The sequence below is a fragment of the Paenibacillus sp. genome, assembly GCF_035645195.1.
Taxonomy (GTDB): domain Bacteria; phylum Bacillota; class Bacilli; order Paenibacillales; family YIM-B00363; genus Paenibacillus_AE.
In genome coordinates this window covers 81,260-96,398 of sequence record NZ_DASQNA010000046.1, presented here as the reverse complement: position 1 = coordinate 96,398, position 15,139 = coordinate 81,260, and the positions used below count along the sequence as shown (strand labels likewise).

Genomic DNA, 15,139 nt, shown 5'->3' with positions numbered 1-15,139 from the left:
CGCACATGTTTTATGCTGTCGGCGCGCTCCGGGGGCTGCTGCAGGCAAAGAAAAGCCCCGATCCGATGGATCGGGGCCAGTTTCGTATTGCCTTTTTACGCACCGCTGGAGTGATGCTGCTCGGACAAGCGCGCCGCCGCTTTCGCGTTGCTCAGTTTGCCCGCGGCAAGGACGCCGGCGACGACGAGGAGGAGGAACGACCAGTATACGGCCGGATGCGCGAACCAACCGTGAATGAACGGTTCGTGCGTAATCATCTTGGCAGCCGTGTACGCGAGCACGCCGGAACCGATGTATACGATCGGCGGAAACTTGTTGACGATCTTGATGAACAGCGTGCTGCCCCAGACGACGATCGGCACCGAGATGAGCAAGCCGATGACGACGAGGAGGAAATCGCCGTGCGCCGCGCCAGCCACCGCGATGACGTTGTCGATGCCCATCGCCGCGTCGGCGATGACGATCGTTTGGACCGCGGCCCACAGACTGTCTTTCGCCTTGATTTCTTTATGCCCTTCGTCGCTGACGAGCAACTTGTAAGAAATCCAAACGAGAAGCAAACCGCCGACCAACTGCAGGCCGGGAATCTTCAACAGCTCGACGACGAGCACCGTCGCGATGACGCGGATCGCGACCGCGCCGAACGTCCCCCAGAGGATCGCTTTTTTCTGTTGCTCGGGCGCCAGCTTGCGGGCGGCCATCCCGATGACGATGGCATTGTCTCCCGCCAATATGAGATCGATAAAAATGATGGTTAGCAGGGCGGCCCAAAACTCCGGAGACATGATGTCCATGCTTTCTTCCAACTCCTTTGGTTTTTGTAAAAAGGCAAATAAAAAAAGACCAAAGCCTGCGCCAAAAACAAGCGCGGCAAAGGTCTTGCTAACAACGGCGTGCGTTGCCAACAAAGCCGGGAACGATCGTTCCGTATTGACGACTTTGTTGTACAGCTACTCCCCTTTTTCCAATGTGTTCATTATAAGGGCATGGACGGATCATCGTCAAGGGATAAGGGTACGGCTCTTGCACATAAATAAAAAGCTTGTCACATACAATGATTTGTATCTGTTAACGGACAAGGCCGCGAGTGAGATGAGAACGAGGAGGAACGCGCGTGGCGAGTCTTTTATTGCTGTTGAAAATCATAATGGTCAACATCGTCCTGAGCGGGGACAACGCCGTCGTCATCGCGATGGCGAGCAAACGGCTGCCGGAACACCAGCGGCAGAAAGCGGTATGGTGGGGGGCGTTCGGCGCCGTAGGGCTCCGCATCGTGCTGACGGTCGTCGCCGTCATCCTGCTGCAAATTCCGTTCATTCAGCTGCTGGGCAGTCTGCTGCTTCTGTATATCGCGGTCAAGCTGCTCGTCGACGACGACGGGCACGGCGACGTGAAAAGCGCGGCGACGCTCGGCGGCGCGATCTGGACGATCATCGTCGCCGATTTCGTAATGAGCCTCGACAACGTGCTCGCGATCGCGGCGATCGCGGACGGCAATTGGCTGCTGATCGCGGTCGGCATATTGATCAGCATACCGCTTATCGTGTGGGGAAGCACGTTCGTCATGCGCCTGCTGCATCAATATCCGGTGCTCGTATATATCGGAGCGGGCATACTCGGTTACACGGCGGGCGAAATGTTCCTGAAAGACCCGAACGTCGGCCGCTGGCTCGCGGGCGTCCCTCACGCGGTTCATTGGGCGGTGCCGATCGTCGCCGCGGCGCTCGTCGTCGGCGCGGGGCTGTGGAAGAAGAACCGCTCGGCGCGCGCCGCATAGGTGTGGAATTTTCGACACTTTTCCGCTACACTGATAGCAAAGCGCGTCGTACTTTGGCGCGGACGTGTAGACGGGAGTGGGTCGAACGATGAACAACCGCACGCTGCCGCTGGGCCTTTCGATCGTCGCCGCCGGCATCTTCATCGCGCTCGGGAAGCTGGGCGTATTCGGGGCGCTGGCCGCTTGGCTGTGGCCGCTGCTGCCGCTGGCCGCCGGCGTCGCGCTCCATTTCGGCGTTTGGAGCCGCAGGCTGCCGACAGTCGTCTATTTGCCTGGGGCGCTTCTTTCGATCGGATCGATCGCGCTGCTGCTGTGCGCCTGGTTCGGCTGGACGTGGATGAAAGCGCTGTGGCCGCTGTTCCCGCTATCGATCGCGGTAGGGCTGTACGAATTCGCCGCCGCCGAACGGCTGGGGACGATGCGCGCGGTATCGCTCGTCGCGGGCGCCGTGTCGCTGCTTTTGCTGTTGATTACGCTGCTCATGTATGTGAACGCGTTCGTCGTGGCGCTGCTGCTCGTCGTCGCGGGCGTAGCTCTGGCGGCAAGGCGGCCGGATTTCCGCTAAAAATGTTGCATTTTCGCCTCAAAAAGCGTATAATTTAAAGGACCAAAGCCAGCGTCGGATCTGTCTCCGACGCTTATTTTATGAAAAAAATCCAATTTGGAGTGGAGAATACACAAAATGATCGCTAGAGATAAAATCCGCAACATCGCCATCATCGCCCACGTCGACCACGGCAAAACGACGCTCGTCGACAAATTGCTCCAGCAAGCCGGCACGTTCCGCGAGAACGAAGCCGTCGTCGAGCGCGCCATGGACTCGAACGACCTCGAGCGCGAGCGCGGCATTACGATTCTCGCGAAAAACACGGGCGTTACGTACAAAGACCATTTGATTAACATCGTCGACACGCCGGGACACGCCGACTTCGGCGGCGAGGTCGAGCGCATCATGAAAATGGTCGACGGCGTTCTGCTCGTCGTCGACGCGTTCGAAGGCTGCATGCCGCAGACGAAATTCGTGCTGCGCAAAGCGCTCGAGCAAGGGCTGACGCCGATCGTCGTCGTCAACAAAATCGACCGTCCGAACGCTCGTCCGGCGGAAGTCATCGACGAAGTGCTCGACCTCTTCATCGAGCTCGGCGCCGACGACGACCAGCTCGAATTCCCGGTCGTTTACGCTTCGGCGCTTAACGGCACGTCCGGCCTCGAGCCGGAAGCGCAAGAGCCTACGATGCAGCCGATGTTCGAAACGATCCTGAAGTCGATCCCTGCGCCGCAGGAGAGCACGGAGCTCCCGCTGCAGTTCCAGGTAACGCTGCTCGACTACAACGAATATTTGGGCCGCATCGCGGTAGGCCGCGTCAACCGCGGCACGGTTCGCGCAGGCCAAACGGTCGCCGTCCTCGACGGCGAAGGCAAAGCGCGTCAAGCGCGCATCGAGAAGCTGTTCGGCTTCCAAGGCCTCAAGCGCATCGAGATCGAAGAAGCGGGCGCGGGCGACATCGTCGCGATCGCCGGCATTAAAGAAGTAAACATCGGCGAAACGATCGCCGACCCGAATAACCCTGAAGCGCTGCCGTTCCTTACGATCGACGAGCCGACGCTGCAGATGACGTTCCTCGTCAACAATTCGCCGTTCGCCGGCCGGGAAGGCAAATGGGTCACGTCCCGGAAGCTGCGCGAGCGTCTGTACAAAGAGCTGGAGACGGATGTCGCGCTGCGCGTCGAAGATACGGACAGCCCGGATGCGTTCGTCGTCAGCGGCCGCGGCGAACTGCACCTCGGCATCCTGATCGAGAACATGCGCCGCGAAGGCTACGAGCTGCAGGTCTCCAAGCCTGAAGTTATCGTGAAAGAAATCGACGGCCAGAAGATGGAGCCGATCGAGCGCCTGCTCATCGACGTGCCGGAAGAAAGCATGGGCGCCGTCATGGAGAGCCTCGGCACGCGCAAAGCGGAAATGGTCAACATGGTCAACAACGGCAGCGGCAACGTCCGGATCGAGTTCCTCATTCCGTCCCGCGGCCTCATCGGCTACCGTACGGACTTCCTGACGTTGACGCGCGGCTACGGCATCATGAACCACGCGTTCGACTCGTATGGCCCGTACGCAGGCGCCGGCGTCGGCGGACGACACCAAGGGGTGCTCGTTGCAAGCGAAACCGGCACGTCGACGTTCTACGGCATGATGTCCGTCGAAGACCGCGGCATTCTGTTCCTCACGCCGGGCACGGAGGTGTACGAGGGCATGATCGTCGGCGAGCATAACCGCGACAACGACATCATCGTGAACATTTGCAAGGAGAAGGCGCTGTCGAACGTGCGCTCCGCGTCGAAGGACGATACCGTTAAGCTGAAGACGCCGCGCATCATGAGCCTCGAGCAAGCGCTGGAGTATTTGAACGACGACGAGTATTGCGAAATTACGCCGAAATCGGTCCGCCTGCGGAAGAAGCTTTTGAATAAGAGCGAACGCGAACGGGCGGAGAAAAACAAGAAGATGGTCAACGCATGAACGAATGGTTTTTCGAACATGTTTGGATCACGTACGCATTGATCTATGCGCTCGTGACGTATGTGTACAATAAGGTGTTTCGGGTGCGCAAACTGCCGCTGCTCAAGGATGCGATCATTTATCTCCTGATCGGCGTCGGCTCGTTCATCCTGCTTATCTTCCAAATGTTCGGGCTTCCGATTATCCTCAGCCTCTCGGTCGCCGTCGGTCTGATGCTGCTCGTCCGCGTTCGCTATTTCGTCGAAGGACGGGCGAAGCGGAAGGCGCAGCGCGACGCGGAGGGCCGGGCGAACGGGGAAGCGTAATGAAAACGTACTGGCTGACGCCGGTCTCCGCGACGGAGCCGCTGACGCTTGCGTCGCCGCGGATCGCCCTGTCCCCGGAGGAAGGGGATGCGCTTCGCCGGCTCTCCGCCGAAGCGCATCCGCGCCTTCTGCCGAGCTTTAAGCTCGCGCTGCTGCTCGGCGAGGACGGGGAGGCGTGCGGAACCGGCGCGGATGTTGCGGAGCTGCGGCTCGATGAAGGCGGCGCGGTCGTGCTGACCGGGCCGCTGGCCGCGTCATCCTGCGCCGTCGCGTTCGCCGAGCGGCTGCTAGCGCCCGACGAGGCGCTGCGGCTTGCGGAGAAGCTCGCGCCGCACGCGCCGCACGCGGACGCGCTGCGCGCATGGTGGTCGTCCGGACTGCGGGCGATGCTGATCAAGGAGGAGTGAAAAGCATGCGCCTCGATGACGCATTGTTCAACTGGCTGCAAATCAAACTCGTCGCGGCAGGCCGGCCCGGCGACCGCGCGGCGGAGGACACCGTCGCGTTTTTCGAACAAATCTTGACGGAGGATCACGGGCTCGAATCGTTCGAGATTCAAACCGTCGACGATACGATGGTGCATGTCGCGTACACGAAAGACGGCAAACGCAAAACGCAGCTGTACGATCGGGAAGCGGCCGAGCAGCTGCTCGCAGACATCAACGCCAACCCCAAATACAACGAATAATTCATTCAGGTGAAAACGATGACCGATCCGAATTCCTCACTGCCGCCCCGCGGCGCGAAGGCGGTGCGCGGCGGAGCCCCGACGAAGCCGAAGGCGCGGGGACTCAGCATTTTCAAAGGCGTTATAATTCTTATGGTGATCGCGCTGGTCGGCATGATCGGCTATGGTGTGTACTTGTATTACCAAGCGAAGGAACTCGTGATCGATCTCGGGACCGAGGAGGTTGTCGCTCCGGAGAAAACGGCGGACGTCAGTCCGATTTCGCTCCTGCTGCTCGGCATCGACTACCGGGAGGAGCTCCGCAGCGCCAACACCGACGTCATTATGGTGGCGACGCTCAATCCGAAAAGCAAAACGGCGACGCTCGTCTCGATTCCGCGCGATTCGTACATCGATCCGGAAGGGCTGAAGCCGAACAAGGCCAACAGCTTTTATTCCACGTATTTGTACGGCAATTTGTCGGAAGCGCCGAAGGATCGGACCGAACGGGAGAAGTACGCGATGGACAAGATTAAAAACTTGTACAGCGACTACTTGGACGTGCCGATCGATTACGTGACCGTCGTCGATTTCCAGACGTTCGTGGACGTCGTAGACGCGTACGGGGGACTCACGATCGACGTCGATCAGAACATGTGCCACCGCGACAACGCGGACGGCACGTACATTAATCTGAAGGCCGGTTTGCAGGACCTCGACGGTAAGCAGGCGCTCGATTTCGTCCGCTACCGCATGTCGATGAACTGCAGCCCGAAGACGAAAGCGTCCAACGACTTCGAGCGGAACGCGCGCCAGCAGCAGGTCATCTCGAAGCTGCTGGAGAAGATGAAGACGCCGCAAGGATTGTTGAAAGTCGGCAGCGTGTTCGACGCGGTGTCGAGCCATGTCAAGACGAATATTCCTTCGCAACAAATTGAAAAGATGATTCAAACATATATCGGCATCGACGGCGATAAAATAGACTACATCCACTTGGAAGGCGACTGGGACGGCCATTATGTGCGCCTCGCGCCCGATGAAGTGGAGGAAGCGTCGCTGCATCTTCAAAACCAGCTGCTTCCGGACGGACCGCCTGCAGCGGCGGAGTCGGAGGGAGCGGCGGAGGCGGGAGACGCGGAAGCCGCGGCGCAGTAAGCGCGCGTTTGTCCGCTGTCGCGAAACCGGCCGCTTGTGCTATAATGAAGGTGCGGACGGCGCATATGTTATCGCTGGGAGGCTATTGGACACATGTCGGAAGTCGTTACGGTTTTATCCTCAGAATTGATCACGCAGTTGGAGAAAGAAAAGCTGGTCCTCTTGAGCACGATCGACGCGGAGAACGGCGGCCCGGTCACGAGCGCGATCTCGTGGGTGTACGCTCCCGACGAGCGGACGATTCGCTTCGCCGTGGACGGACGCTCTCGTATCGTGTCGAACGTTCGCGCGAACCCGCGCGTCAACGTAACGATGTTCGCGGAAGGCAGCGTGCACGCGGTGTACGGCGCGGCGAGCATCGTCAAAGATCCGCTCGAAGACGTGCCGTTCAAGCTCGTATGCATCGACATCGTTGTCGAGTCGGTGCGCGATGCCATGTTCTACGGCGCGCGGATTTCCGCCGAGCCCGAATACGAAAAAACATATGACAAGCGCGCGGCCGAGAAGCTGGACAACCAGGTTTTCGCCGCCATGAAGAAAGCCTAGTCGCATGCGACTAGGCTTTCTGTGCGCTTATCCGCGTTTTTTCGACGGCATTCAACGGTTGGCCGGGTTGGCCGGGAAGCTCCGGTTGTCCTTCGGTTCGCCGGCGTTCGACGGCGCGGTGCCGTTCTGCTGAGCTTGCGCGTTGTTCGCGCCTTGCTCCTGCGTTTTCGCGTTCGGGTCCTCGGGGACGGCTTCGGCGTTGTTGTCCTCCGTGTCCCTTGGAAGCTGCGGCACGATGCGTCCGACGATGTCGGCCAATTCCTCCGCAAGGCCTTGCATCGCGCGTCCGTTATTCATATCTTGCCGGATTTCTTGAAGGCGGTGATTGAGATCCATATCGGCGGTGACGATCGCGTTGATGCCTACCGGATCTTGGCGCAGCGTTTCCGCGACGGCGTACTTGATCGTACCGACGCGAGATCGTTCCACCCGGCCGTCGACGTCGATGCCGACGATGGCCGTATTGCCCATAATGACGCAATTCGCATGTTTGACTTCGGGAATGCTTTCGGCCAATTGCTCGAGCCGGGCTTCGGTCGCGCGGGTTCGCTCTTTGTCCGTCGCGGGCGCGGTTTGCTCGACCCGAATTTCATGCGTGCCGTTACCTTGCTGTTTCGCTTCCGGGCCCGCCTGGTTTCCGCCGGCGCAACCGGCGGCCGCGCTTGCCAGCAGCAGCAGCGCGCCGAACCATCCAAGTTGTTGTCTGCGCATCTCGGTTCCGTCCTTTCGGGAAAATGAGTGTACTGTTAGGGTTCTCCTTTTTCGCCTCGACTATGTATCTCCCGAACCGCCAACCGACTGCTATGGAGGGAATTGCGATGAAGAAAATTTACGTGCTGGACACGAATGTTCTGCTTCACGATCCGAACGCGCTGTACGCTTTCGAAGACAACGACGTCATCATTCCTGCGATCGTGCTGGAGGAGATCGATTCGAAAAAGCGGAACGCGGACGAGATCGGCCGCAATGCCAGGTACGTCTCGCGGCTGCTCGACAGCTTGCGCGACAAAGGCCGCCTGCACGATTCCATTCCGCTGGAGGGCGGGGGGACGCTGAAAGTCGAACTCAACCACCGCAGCTTCGCCCGCATGCAGGAGTTGTTCGGGGAATCGACGGTCGACAATCGCATTCTCGCCGTAGCGCTGAACTATTTATACGAAGAACAAGAAAAGCCGAATCCGAAGCCGGTCGTCATCGTCAGCAAAGACGTGCTCGTTCGCATCAAAGCCGACGTGCTGGGGCTGACGGCGGAGGATTATTTAAACGATAGAACGGTCGGATTGAACGACCTGTATACCGGATACCTGACGATCAAGGTGCATCCGTCGGTCATCGACGAGTTTTATTCGTACCGGTTTTTGCCGGTATCGGCGGTGTCGACGTACGCGTCGCTGCTTCCGCACTCGTTCGTGATTTTAAAAGATGAGCTCGGTTCGTCGAAATCGGCGCTGCTGAAGGTGAACGCCGACGGCAAGAAGCTCGAGCCGCTGTTTTTGAGCAACGACCCGGTGTGGGGCATTACGGCCCGGAACGCGCAGCAGCGAATGGCGATGGAACTGCTGCTGAACGACGACGTGCCGCTCGTTACGCTGACGGGCAAAGCCGGGACCGGCAAGACGCTGCTCGCGCTGGCGGCGGGGCTCATGAAGGTGGAAGACGAGCGAAAGTACAAGAAGCTCTTGATCGCGCGTCCCGTCGTGCCGATGGGGAAAGACATCGGATATTTGCCGGGGGAGAAGGAAGAGAAGCTGCGTCCGTGGATGCAGCCGGTGTACGACAACCTCGAGTATTTGTTCGATACGAAGAAAAGCGGAGACATCGATAAGATTTTGGCGGGCCTCACGAGCATTCAAGTCGAGGCGTTGACGTATATTCGAGGCAGGTCCATCCCGGGCCAGTTCATCATCATCGACGAAGCGCAAAACTTGTCTCGCCACGAGGTGAAGACGATCGTATCGCGCGTCGGCGAAGGCAGCAAAATCGTGCTGATGGGCGACCCGGAGCAAATCGACCACCCGTATTTGGATGCTTCGAGCAACGGCTTGACGCATGTCGTCGAGCGGTTCAAGGCCGAGCCGTTGTCGGGCCACATCACGCTCGAGAAGGGCGAGCGTTCGCACCTCGCCCAGCTCGCCGCGGATTTGCTGTAATCATGCGTTAGAGGAATTCGACGGCGGCGCCGTACCGCTTCGCGACGCCTTCCACCGCCTCGCGAAGATGCGGTTCCGCGCAGTAAACGCGCTGTCCGCCGTCGTCATAGGCGAACCGAATGAATTCTTCCAGCTGCAGCATGGCGGGGGCGATGTCCGCTCCCGCCGGTTGCATGCGCGGCAGTCGAAACCTCGCGACGCGATCCGCGTACAGGTAGGCGCCCCCCGATCTGCCGACGAACCCGACGTCTTCGGCGGCCTCGTCAAGCTCGGTTCCTTCCGGCAGCGAGATCAGCTCCAGCGGCTCCCAGGCGACACGATATTTCTCAAGCACCGCGGCGACGCGGCCGCGCTCTTCCTCGCTGTCCACCACGATCAATTCCTTGTCGCGATCCGCGACGTTCGCCGCTTCGGCGAGCGCCTTCACGATTTGGGCGTAAAAACCGGCCCGCTTGCCCTCGGGCAACTCCATTAGCAATCCGAACTTCCGCATGGCGCGTTCCTCCGTACATTCGTCATAACAAATAATTGTACTGGAGCCGTCGTTGTAACACAAATGAAATCCACGGGACGTTCGGGATTTGGTAAGATGGGCGTAGTAGCGGGAGGGGAACGGCATCCATGCGCAAATGGTTCGTGATCTTGATGACCGCCGTCGGCATGACGCTGTTCATGCTGCTCGGCATGAGCGATATCGGCGGCGACCGGCCGCCGCTGCATAGCGGAGAGCGAGCCGCCCCCGTGTTCGGGGCGCCGGACGAAGCGGCGGAGCCGCGCGTCGCGCTGAGCGCGGTCGTGTCGATGGATGCGCGTTCGTTCGAGGCGCTGCGGCGGGCGACGGATCGGTACGCGGCCGCGCGGCCGAACGTGGCGGTAGCGTTGCGGAACGTAGAGCCGGGCGAGATGAACGCGATGTACGAGGCGGGGGTCGAAACGGGCTCGGCGCCGGATGTGCTGCTGCTGCCGACGGAGCGTGTGCGCCTCGAGGCGGCCGCCGGGCGGCTGCAGGCGCTGGACGATTACGTGGCGGCGGAGCGCCAATCGCAATGGTTCGAAACGGTGCGGGGGGCCGTCCGGTGGAACGGGTATTTGTGGGCGGTTCCGTTCGATTGGGATCCGTATGTGTTCGCGGTGCGCGCCGATTCCCCGCTCGCCAAGAAGACGCCGGCGACGGCGGAGGAATGGGTGGCCGCCGCCGGTTCGACGCAAGCCGCCGTCTCCGACGCGTACGGGACCGCGCTGCTGCGCGATTGGAGCGGCGGCGGGGAGGCGGAGGCCGCGGAGAAGTCGTCGGACGGACCGGCACCAGCGTCTGGGTCGGCCGAGGAGGCGGCAGGCGAGGCGTCGGCGGAAGAAGGAGGCGCGCCCCTCGCTTCGGCTGGCGTCGCGGCCGAAGCGAGCGAATCGACGGACTCCGGCGAAGACGCCGCGGAGGAAGCGCAAGCCGAGGGGGATGCGAGGGCAGGCGTCGCTGAGTCGTCCGAGCCGGCCGCCGGACCGGTGGAAGCGGTGCTGCGCGGCGACGCGGCTTGGGCGCTTGTCCGGCTGAGCGAAGCGGCGGAAGCGAACGGCGGCCGGGGCGAGCTGGCCGTCGCGCCGTTCGTAGCGGCGCCGGAGGCGTCGGGCGCGCTGCCGCCGTTCGCGGGGCGCAGCTTCGCGGTGTCCGCGTCGTCGCAGCATCCGGCGGAAGCGGCCGAGTGGATTCGGTATCTGATGGAGGATGCGACGCTGGAAGGACACGGCCTCCTAGAAACGTCGAACGCCGGCGGATGGCCCGTCTACCGCTCGTATTATGGGCTGCCGGCATCCGCGCTCGGCGGCGCGCCGGCGGTGCTCGGCTCGGCGTCCGGCGCGGCGTCCGCCTATGCGCTCGGCGCGCTCGCCGAGGACGGCGCGGACGGGCTGCGGCTCGGGACGATCATGCGCAGAATCGATAATGCGTACACGCCTTACGGGGCGCTGCCGGAAGAGCTTCCGGCGGCAGGATATTAGAGATGCAACCCTTGCATGCCTTAAAACCCTGAAGCGAGGGAGAAGCTCAGCTTGACGCGCATGAGGCCATCTTCGTTGGCGAGATCGGACACGGTGAGTCCGGAGAGGAGCCGGCCCGGCTCGAAAGCGAGGTCGTATTTGTTTTGCAGCGCGTCCTTCGTCGTGTCGGGAAGCTCGTAGCCGTTGTACGTCAGGCTCGAAATGGTGAACCGAAGCGAGTTGACAGGTTCGTGCTCGAGCGTGTACGCGCCCAGCAGCTCCGCGCTATGCCCGTTCAGGCCGCCGGCGACGGTCATGCCTTCCGGTCCGAACGCGAATTCGAAATGCTCGAACAGCTCGTTCCGTTCCTTCAAGAAAGCGTTGAACTTCGTATCCGGAATGCGAATTTCCATCACGCCGTCCTTGACGGACATTAAGGACGGATCTTCCAGCAGCTCGGGCAAATCCCGCATCGTCGTGCTTAGGGCCGACAGGACGTCCTCGAACAGCGGCAGGCCCTCTTTCTCCCACTGCTCCGTAACGGCCGCGATCGCGCCCAGCTGGATCTCGCGCTCCTGCTCCGTCAGCTCGGCCAGCCGGCGATCCAGCTCGGTCTGCGCTTCCACGAGCCGCACGCGCTGCTTCTCATGTTCCGCGATCACGAGCCGCAGCCGCTCCTGCTGCGCGGTCAGTTCCGCGAGCCGCTCCTGCTGCGCTACATACGCCGCCCGGTATTCCCGGAGCGTCTTGAAATCGTTCGTGACGATCGCTTGCAAATAATCGATCGCGACGAGCGCCTCGTTCAACGATTTCATCTCGAACAGGAGCAGCCACAATCGGTCGCGCTGCCCCATATAATACGCTCTCAGCACGCGGCCCGCCGCGGCCGTGCGCGCATCGAGCGTCGTTTTCTGCCGCTCGATTTCGCCGCGCTTCTCGCCGATATCGGAGTTCACGTCCGCTTCTTCGGCTTTCAGCCGCGCCAATTCCTTGTCCAGTTCGTGTATGGTGAGGCCCTGCTGCACGAGCGACGATGCGTCGTCCGTGACGGCTTCCGTCGGCTCGGCCGCAGCTTCCGCCGATGCCGCGTTCCCGGCCGCCGGAACGGCTGTTTCCGCGGCGAAGCCCCGCTCGATGCCGAACCCGGCGACGCTCATGAACGCCAACGACGCCGCGAGGCAGCCCCCGAACCATTTGCGCATATCCGCTCCACCGCCCGTCCTAAAATACTGTCTCTTTATCCCTATAACGTTCGCGGCGTCCGCATGACAACAACGTCGCCTCGGCCGGCTCGGCCGGCGCTTTACGGCTCGGCGCCGCCGGATCCCGCTTTCAAGAACGCGAGCACGTGCTCGAGCGGCACCGTCGCCGCCGGTGCCTCCTTCGTCAGCGCGGGCGAGCCGTTCGCCTCGCTAAGGCGAAGCTCGTAACGCAGCGTTCCCGCCTCGGCGGCGTCCTCGCCGGACACGAACGCGAGCTCGATCAGCTGCTCGGCGACGGTGCCGTCCGCGCCGAGCGCGAACGAAAGCGCGCCGCCTTCGGCGAGGCGGATGCCGGCGCCCTCCGGCAGCGCGGGCGCCCCGAGCTCGGCCGGCAGCGACCGCGCCCAGGCGGCGAAGCCGGCTTGCACCGCGGCCGTCATCGCGTCGGCGTTGTCGGCCGTCACCGCCGCGACGAACCGCTCGCCGCCCGCGGCGCCGGCCGGCTCTGCGGGCGCGATCCACCGCGGATCGAGCTCGTCGAAGATGCGCTCCGCCAGCGCGTCGACGGCGCCGGCCGCTTGCACCAGCGAGGCGACGCCCGCCGCAGCGCCGCCGTTCGCCTCCTCGAGGCGAACGCTCAAATATTCGTCCGGCCGATTGATCGCCGGTATGCTGATGAACAACGTGCCGTCTCGGACGAGCAGCGGAATCGTCTCCCGCGCCGCGTCGCCGGCGGCCGTCTCGTCCGCGTCGCCGCCCGGGCGGATGTCCGCCTCGAGCCGCAGCGGGTTCCGATAATAGACGCCGGACCAGGAGAGACCGTCCGCCAGCGTCGGCACGATGCCCGCGGCGGCCGCGTCCGGCGCCGCAGCGAACGCGAAGCTGCCTTCGAATCGATAATGATCGAGCGAGTCGTTCCGTTCGTAAGCCGCCGCGATCCGCGCCTTCCGCGCCTCGGCTTCCGCCGAGTCGTCAGGGCTCTGCGTTTCTTCGCAGCCCGCGGCGAACGCCGCGGCCAGCAGCGCCGCAAGCGCGGCGCGCAACGGCGCGCGCTGTCTGAACCAATTCAATCGAGTCATGAACGTGTGACTCCTCCTTAAAAGCTTAGTATTATTATACAGAGGGCGTCGGCTTTTGTCTGTAACGGGACAAGCCGGAAGAGCCGGGAAATTCGGGAAAGCGAGGCGGGACGTTTGGCGGAAACGACAGCGCGGCCGTTGCATCGGGCGATCGAGGAACGGCTGCGGGAAGGCGGCGGCCGAATGACGTTCGCTGCGTATATGGAATTATGTTTATACCACCCGGAAGGCGGATATTATCAAAAGAGCGTACCGAAGCTCGGAAAAGAAGGCGACTTCTATACGAGCGCGCATGTCGGGCGCGCGATGGGCGCGTGCGTCGCCGCGCAGCTGCATGCAGCGGCCCGTAAAATAGCCCCGCCGGAGGAGGAGATCGTCGTCTGCGAATGGGGCGGCGGGGACGGCAGGCTGGCGGAGGCCGTGCTGGACGAGCTGCGCGATATGTATCCGGACACGTACCGGAGAGCCGTCTTCCTCGCGGTGGAGGGAAGCCCGTACCACCGCGAGCTGCAGCGGTGGCGGCTAGCCGCCCACGCGAAGCGGATCGCCGGCGTCGTGCCGCCCGACGACGAGGCGGCCGAGCGGCTGCCGAAGACGGCGCCGACGCTGCTGTTCGCGAACGAGCTGCTCGACGCGTTCCCCGTGCACCGCGTCGTACGGCGCGGCGGCGCGTGGCGGGAGCTGTACGTGGAGCGCGGCCCCCGCGCGGGAACGCTCGTCGCTGCGGAAGGAGAGCTGAGCGCGGAACGGCTCGCCGCGTGGCTGAGCGCGCACGGTCCGAACGCGGCGGAAGAAGGGCAGCGCATCGAGGTCGGACTCGCGGCGCTCGATTGGATCGCCGGCCTCGGGGCGAGGCTCGTCCGAGGGTTCGCCCTGTTCGCCGATTACGGCGACGTCTCCGAGGAGCTGTTCGGGCCGCACCGGATGAACGGCACGCTCGCCGCTTACCGAAAGCATACGGCCTCGGACGACCCGTTCCTCGCGCCGGGCGAGCAGGATCTCACCGCGCACGTCAACTTCGAATGGGTCGCGATGGCGGCGGAGGAGGCCGGATTTCAGCACGTCGCGATCCGGACGCAGAAGCAGTTCCTCGTGGACAACGGTATTTTGCAGCGGCTGCGCAGCCACGACGGGAGGGACCCGTTCTCCCCGGCGGCGAGGGAAAACCGCGCGATCCGGCAGCTGCTGCTCAGCGACGGGATGAGCGAACTGTTCAAAGTGCTGACGATGGAGAAGGGCGCGGCGCGCGAAATGAACGGCGCGTCGGACTAAAAAAAGGGCGAATCGCATCGACGCGATTCGCCCTTTTCTTCGCCGCGGGAGCGGCTGACTAAATGTCCATCTGGAAGAATGACCAATACGTGAACCCTGTAAACGAAAGGATCATATACCCCCAAAACAGGAGTATGTAAGCACGTTCGGACAAATTCATGTAACCCAATATGACGAAAGCGGCTGTTTGGAAAAAGAACAGCAAAGCCATCGTGTACATATCTCCCGCTAACGCCATCAGTCCGATGACGAGGGTCCAGAAGCCGAGAACACGAAACATGCGCGGCATGACGCTCCCCCTCTCTGCATTGCAGTCGTAAAAATTCATCTATTCGACATTATATCCGTTTGCGTCGGTCATGTAAACGGCGGAACCGGTGACGAAAACGGAAACTTTTCCACTCCGGGGGGGCGACGTATGTTCCGAAACCATTTTGGACATACATTTTAGTATGAAATAGATTCTATGAACTCTACTATGGGCATAGAGATAAATT

The 15,139-nt window shown here is 62.0% G+C and carries 17 protein-coding genes; 11 read left to right on the top strand and 6 right to left on the bottom strand.

Annotated features, from left to right (window positions below):
- Nucleotides 1-95 precede the first annotated feature (95 nt).
- Nucleotides 96-794 (bottom strand): TerC family protein, encoded by a 699-nt coding sequence (locus VE009_RS25770; RefSeq protein ID WP_325012764.1) that lies wholly within the window; start codon nucleotides 792-794, stop codon nucleotides 96-98.
- A 320-nt stretch (nucleotides 795-1,114) separates the two neighbouring features.
- Here VE009_RS25770 and VE009_RS25765 point away from each other — a divergent pair, with 320 nt between their 5' ends.
- The 8 genes from VE009_RS25765 (at nucleotide 1,115) to VE009_RS25730 (ending at nucleotide 6,968) form a co-directional block, all read left to right on the top strand.
- Complete coding sequence (locus VE009_RS25765) at nucleotides 1,115-1,777, top strand: TerC family protein (protein ID WP_325012763.1); 663 nt, start codon at nucleotides 1,115-1,117, stop codon at nucleotides 1,775-1,777.
- 88 nt (nucleotides 1,778-1,865) lie between these two features.
- Entirely contained in the window at nucleotides 1,866-2,342 is a 477-nt protein-coding gene (locus VE009_RS25760; RefSeq protein ID WP_325012762.1) for a hypothetical protein, read from the top strand.
- A 117-nt stretch (nucleotides 2,343-2,459) separates the two neighbouring features.
- Nucleotides 2,460-4,295, top strand: a complete 1,836-nt coding sequence (typA, locus tag VE009_RS25755) for a translational GTPase TypA (protein WP_325012761.1) — start codon at nucleotides 2,460-2,462, stop codon at nucleotides 4,293-4,295.
- The gene (locus VE009_RS25750; RefSeq protein ID WP_325012760.1) at nucleotides 4,292-4,600 is read left to right on the top strand and encodes a YlaH-like family protein; all 309 of its coding nucleotides are present in this window, start codon (nucleotides 4,292-4,294) and stop codon (nucleotides 4,598-4,600) included. Before typA ends, VE009_RS25750 begins: the two co-directional genes overlap by 4 nt.
- Nucleotides 4,600-5,007, top strand: coding sequence for a hypothetical protein (locus VE009_RS25745; RefSeq protein WP_325012759.1), 408 nt, complete (start codon nucleotides 4,600-4,602; stop codon nucleotides 5,005-5,007). Before VE009_RS25750 ends, VE009_RS25745 begins: the two co-directional genes overlap by 1 nt.
- A gap of 5 nt (nucleotides 5,008-5,012) precedes the next feature.
- Nucleotides 5,013-5,288: a hypothetical protein gene (locus VE009_RS25740; protein WP_325012758.1), complete on the top strand. Its 276-nt coding sequence runs from the start codon at nucleotides 5,013-5,015 to the stop codon at nucleotides 5,286-5,288.
- An 18-nt stretch (nucleotides 5,289-5,306) separates the two neighbouring features.
- A complete protein-coding gene (locus VE009_RS25735) occupies nucleotides 5,307-6,422 on the top strand; it encodes an LCP family protein (protein ID WP_325012757.1) in 1,116 nt (371 codons plus the stop codon).
- Nucleotides 6,423-6,515: 93 nt separating this feature from the next.
- Nucleotides 6,516-6,968: a pyridoxamine 5'-phosphate oxidase family protein gene (locus tag VE009_RS25730; protein WP_325012756.1), complete on the top strand. Its 453-nt coding sequence runs from the start codon at nucleotides 6,516-6,518 to the stop codon at nucleotides 6,966-6,968.
- A 51-nt stretch (nucleotides 6,969-7,019) separates the two neighbouring features.
- On the opposite strand, the gene VE009_RS25725 is transcribed toward VE009_RS25730, so the two are convergent.
- Nucleotides 7,020-7,679, bottom strand: coding sequence for a YhcN/YlaJ family sporulation lipoprotein (locus VE009_RS25725; RefSeq protein WP_325012755.1), 660 nt, complete (start codon nucleotides 7,677-7,679; stop codon nucleotides 7,020-7,022).
- Between the two features lie 107 nt (nucleotides 7,680-7,786).
- On the opposite strand from VE009_RS25725, the gene VE009_RS25720 reads away from it, so the two are divergent.
- A complete protein-coding gene (locus VE009_RS25720; protein WP_325012754.1) occupies nucleotides 7,787-9,118 on the top strand; it encodes a PhoH family protein in 1,332 nt (443 codons plus the stop codon).
- Between the two features lie 7 nt (nucleotides 9,119-9,125).
- Here the strand turns inward: VE009_RS25720 and VE009_RS25715 are convergent, their stop codons facing one another.
- Nucleotides 9,126-9,611, bottom strand: coding sequence for a hypothetical protein (locus tag VE009_RS25715; RefSeq protein WP_325012753.1), 486 nt, complete (start codon nucleotides 9,609-9,611; stop codon nucleotides 9,126-9,128).
- A 128-nt stretch (nucleotides 9,612-9,739) separates the two neighbouring features.
- Between VE009_RS25715 and VE009_RS25710 the strand changes: the two genes are divergently transcribed.
- On the top strand, nucleotides 9,740-11,110 hold the full coding sequence (locus VE009_RS25710; protein WP_325012752.1) for a hypothetical protein: 1,371 nt from the start codon (nucleotides 9,740-9,742) through the stop codon (nucleotides 11,108-11,110).
- Nucleotides 11,111-11,130: 20 nt separating this feature from the next.
- On the opposite strand, the gene VE009_RS25705 is transcribed toward VE009_RS25710, so the two are convergent.
- Nucleotides 11,131-12,291 carry a hypothetical protein gene (locus VE009_RS25705; protein WP_325012751.1) on the bottom strand — a complete coding sequence of 387 codons (1,161 nt, stop codon included), beginning with the start codon at nucleotides 12,289-12,291 and terminating at the stop codon, nucleotides 11,131-11,133.
- 101 nt (nucleotides 12,292-12,392) lie between these two features.
- Nucleotides 12,393-13,370 carry a hypothetical protein gene (locus VE009_RS25700; protein WP_325012750.1) on the bottom strand — a complete coding sequence of 326 codons (978 nt, stop codon included), beginning with the start codon at nucleotides 13,368-13,370 and terminating at the stop codon, nucleotides 12,393-12,395.
- 114 nt (nucleotides 13,371-13,484) lie between these two features.
- Between VE009_RS25700 and VE009_RS25695 the strand changes: the two genes are divergently transcribed.
- A complete protein-coding gene (locus VE009_RS25695) occupies nucleotides 13,485-14,642 on the top strand; it encodes a class I SAM-dependent methyltransferase (protein ID WP_325012749.1) in 1,158 nt (385 codons plus the stop codon).
- Nucleotides 14,643-14,700: 58 nt separating this feature from the next.
- Here VE009_RS25695 and VE009_RS25690 read toward each other — a convergent pair whose 3' ends face one another.
- A complete protein-coding gene (locus tag VE009_RS25690) occupies nucleotides 14,701-14,931 on the bottom strand; it encodes a DUF2626 domain-containing protein (protein ID WP_325012748.1) in 231 nt (76 codons plus the stop codon).
- Between the last annotated feature and the right edge of the window lie 208 nt (nucleotides 14,932-15,139).

What these genes read in the sequence shown, in the direction of transcription:
- VE009_RS25745 (WP_325012759.1), top strand. Translation starts at nt 4,600, where the DNA reads ATGAAAACGTACTGGCTGACGCCGGTCTCCGCGACGGAGCCGCTGACG.
- typA (WP_325012761.1), top strand. Translation starts at nt 2,460, where the DNA reads ATGATCGCTAGAGATAAAATCCGCAACATCGCCATCATCGCCCACGTC.
- VE009_RS25720 (WP_325012754.1), top strand. Translation starts at nt 7,787, where the DNA reads ATGAAGAAAATTTACGTGCTGGACACGAATGTTCTGCTTCACGATCCG.
- VE009_RS25715 (WP_325012753.1), bottom strand. Translation starts at nt 9,611, where the DNA reads ATGCGGAAGTTCGGATTGCTAATGGAGTTGCCCGAGGGCAAGCGGGCC.
- VE009_RS25705 (WP_325012751.1), bottom strand. Translation starts at nt 12,291, where the DNA reads ATGCGCAAATGGTTCGGGGGCTGCCTCGCGGCGTCGTTGGCGTTCATG.
- VE009_RS25700 (WP_325012750.1), bottom strand. Translation starts at nt 13,370, where the DNA reads ATGACTCGATTGAATTGGTTCAGACAGCGCGCGCCGTTGCGCGCCGCG.
- VE009_RS25735 (WP_325012757.1), top strand. Translation starts at nt 5,307, where the DNA reads ATGACCGATCCGAATTCCTCACTGCCGCCCCGCGGCGCGAAGGCGGTG.
- VE009_RS25740 (WP_325012758.1), top strand. Translation starts at nt 5,013, where the DNA reads ATGCGCCTCGATGACGCATTGTTCAACTGGCTGCAAATCAAACTCGTC.
- VE009_RS25750 (WP_325012760.1), top strand. Translation starts at nt 4,292, where the DNA reads ATGAACGAATGGTTTTTCGAACATGTTTGGATCACGTACGCATTGATC.
- VE009_RS25710 (WP_325012752.1), top strand. Translation starts at nt 9,740, where the DNA reads ATGCGCAAATGGTTCGTGATCTTGATGACCGCCGTCGGCATGACGCTG.
- VE009_RS25725 (WP_325012755.1), bottom strand. Translation starts at nt 7,679, where the DNA reads ATGCGCAGACAACAACTTGGATGGTTCGGCGCGCTGCTGCTGCTGGCA.
- VE009_RS25760 (WP_325012762.1), top strand. Translation starts at nt 1,866, where the DNA reads ATGAACAACCGCACGCTGCCGCTGGGCCTTTCGATCGTCGCCGCCGGC.
- VE009_RS25730 (WP_325012756.1), top strand. Translation starts at nt 6,516, where the DNA reads ATGTCGGAAGTCGTTACGGTTTTATCCTCAGAATTGATCACGCAGTTG.
- VE009_RS25690 (WP_325012748.1), bottom strand. Translation starts at nt 14,931, where the DNA reads ATGCCGCGCATGTTTCGTGTTCTCGGCTTCTGGACCCTCGTCATCGGA.
- VE009_RS25770 (WP_325012764.1), bottom strand. Translation starts at nt 794, where the DNA reads ATGGACATCATGTCTCCGGAGTTTTGGGCCGCCCTGCTAACCATCATT.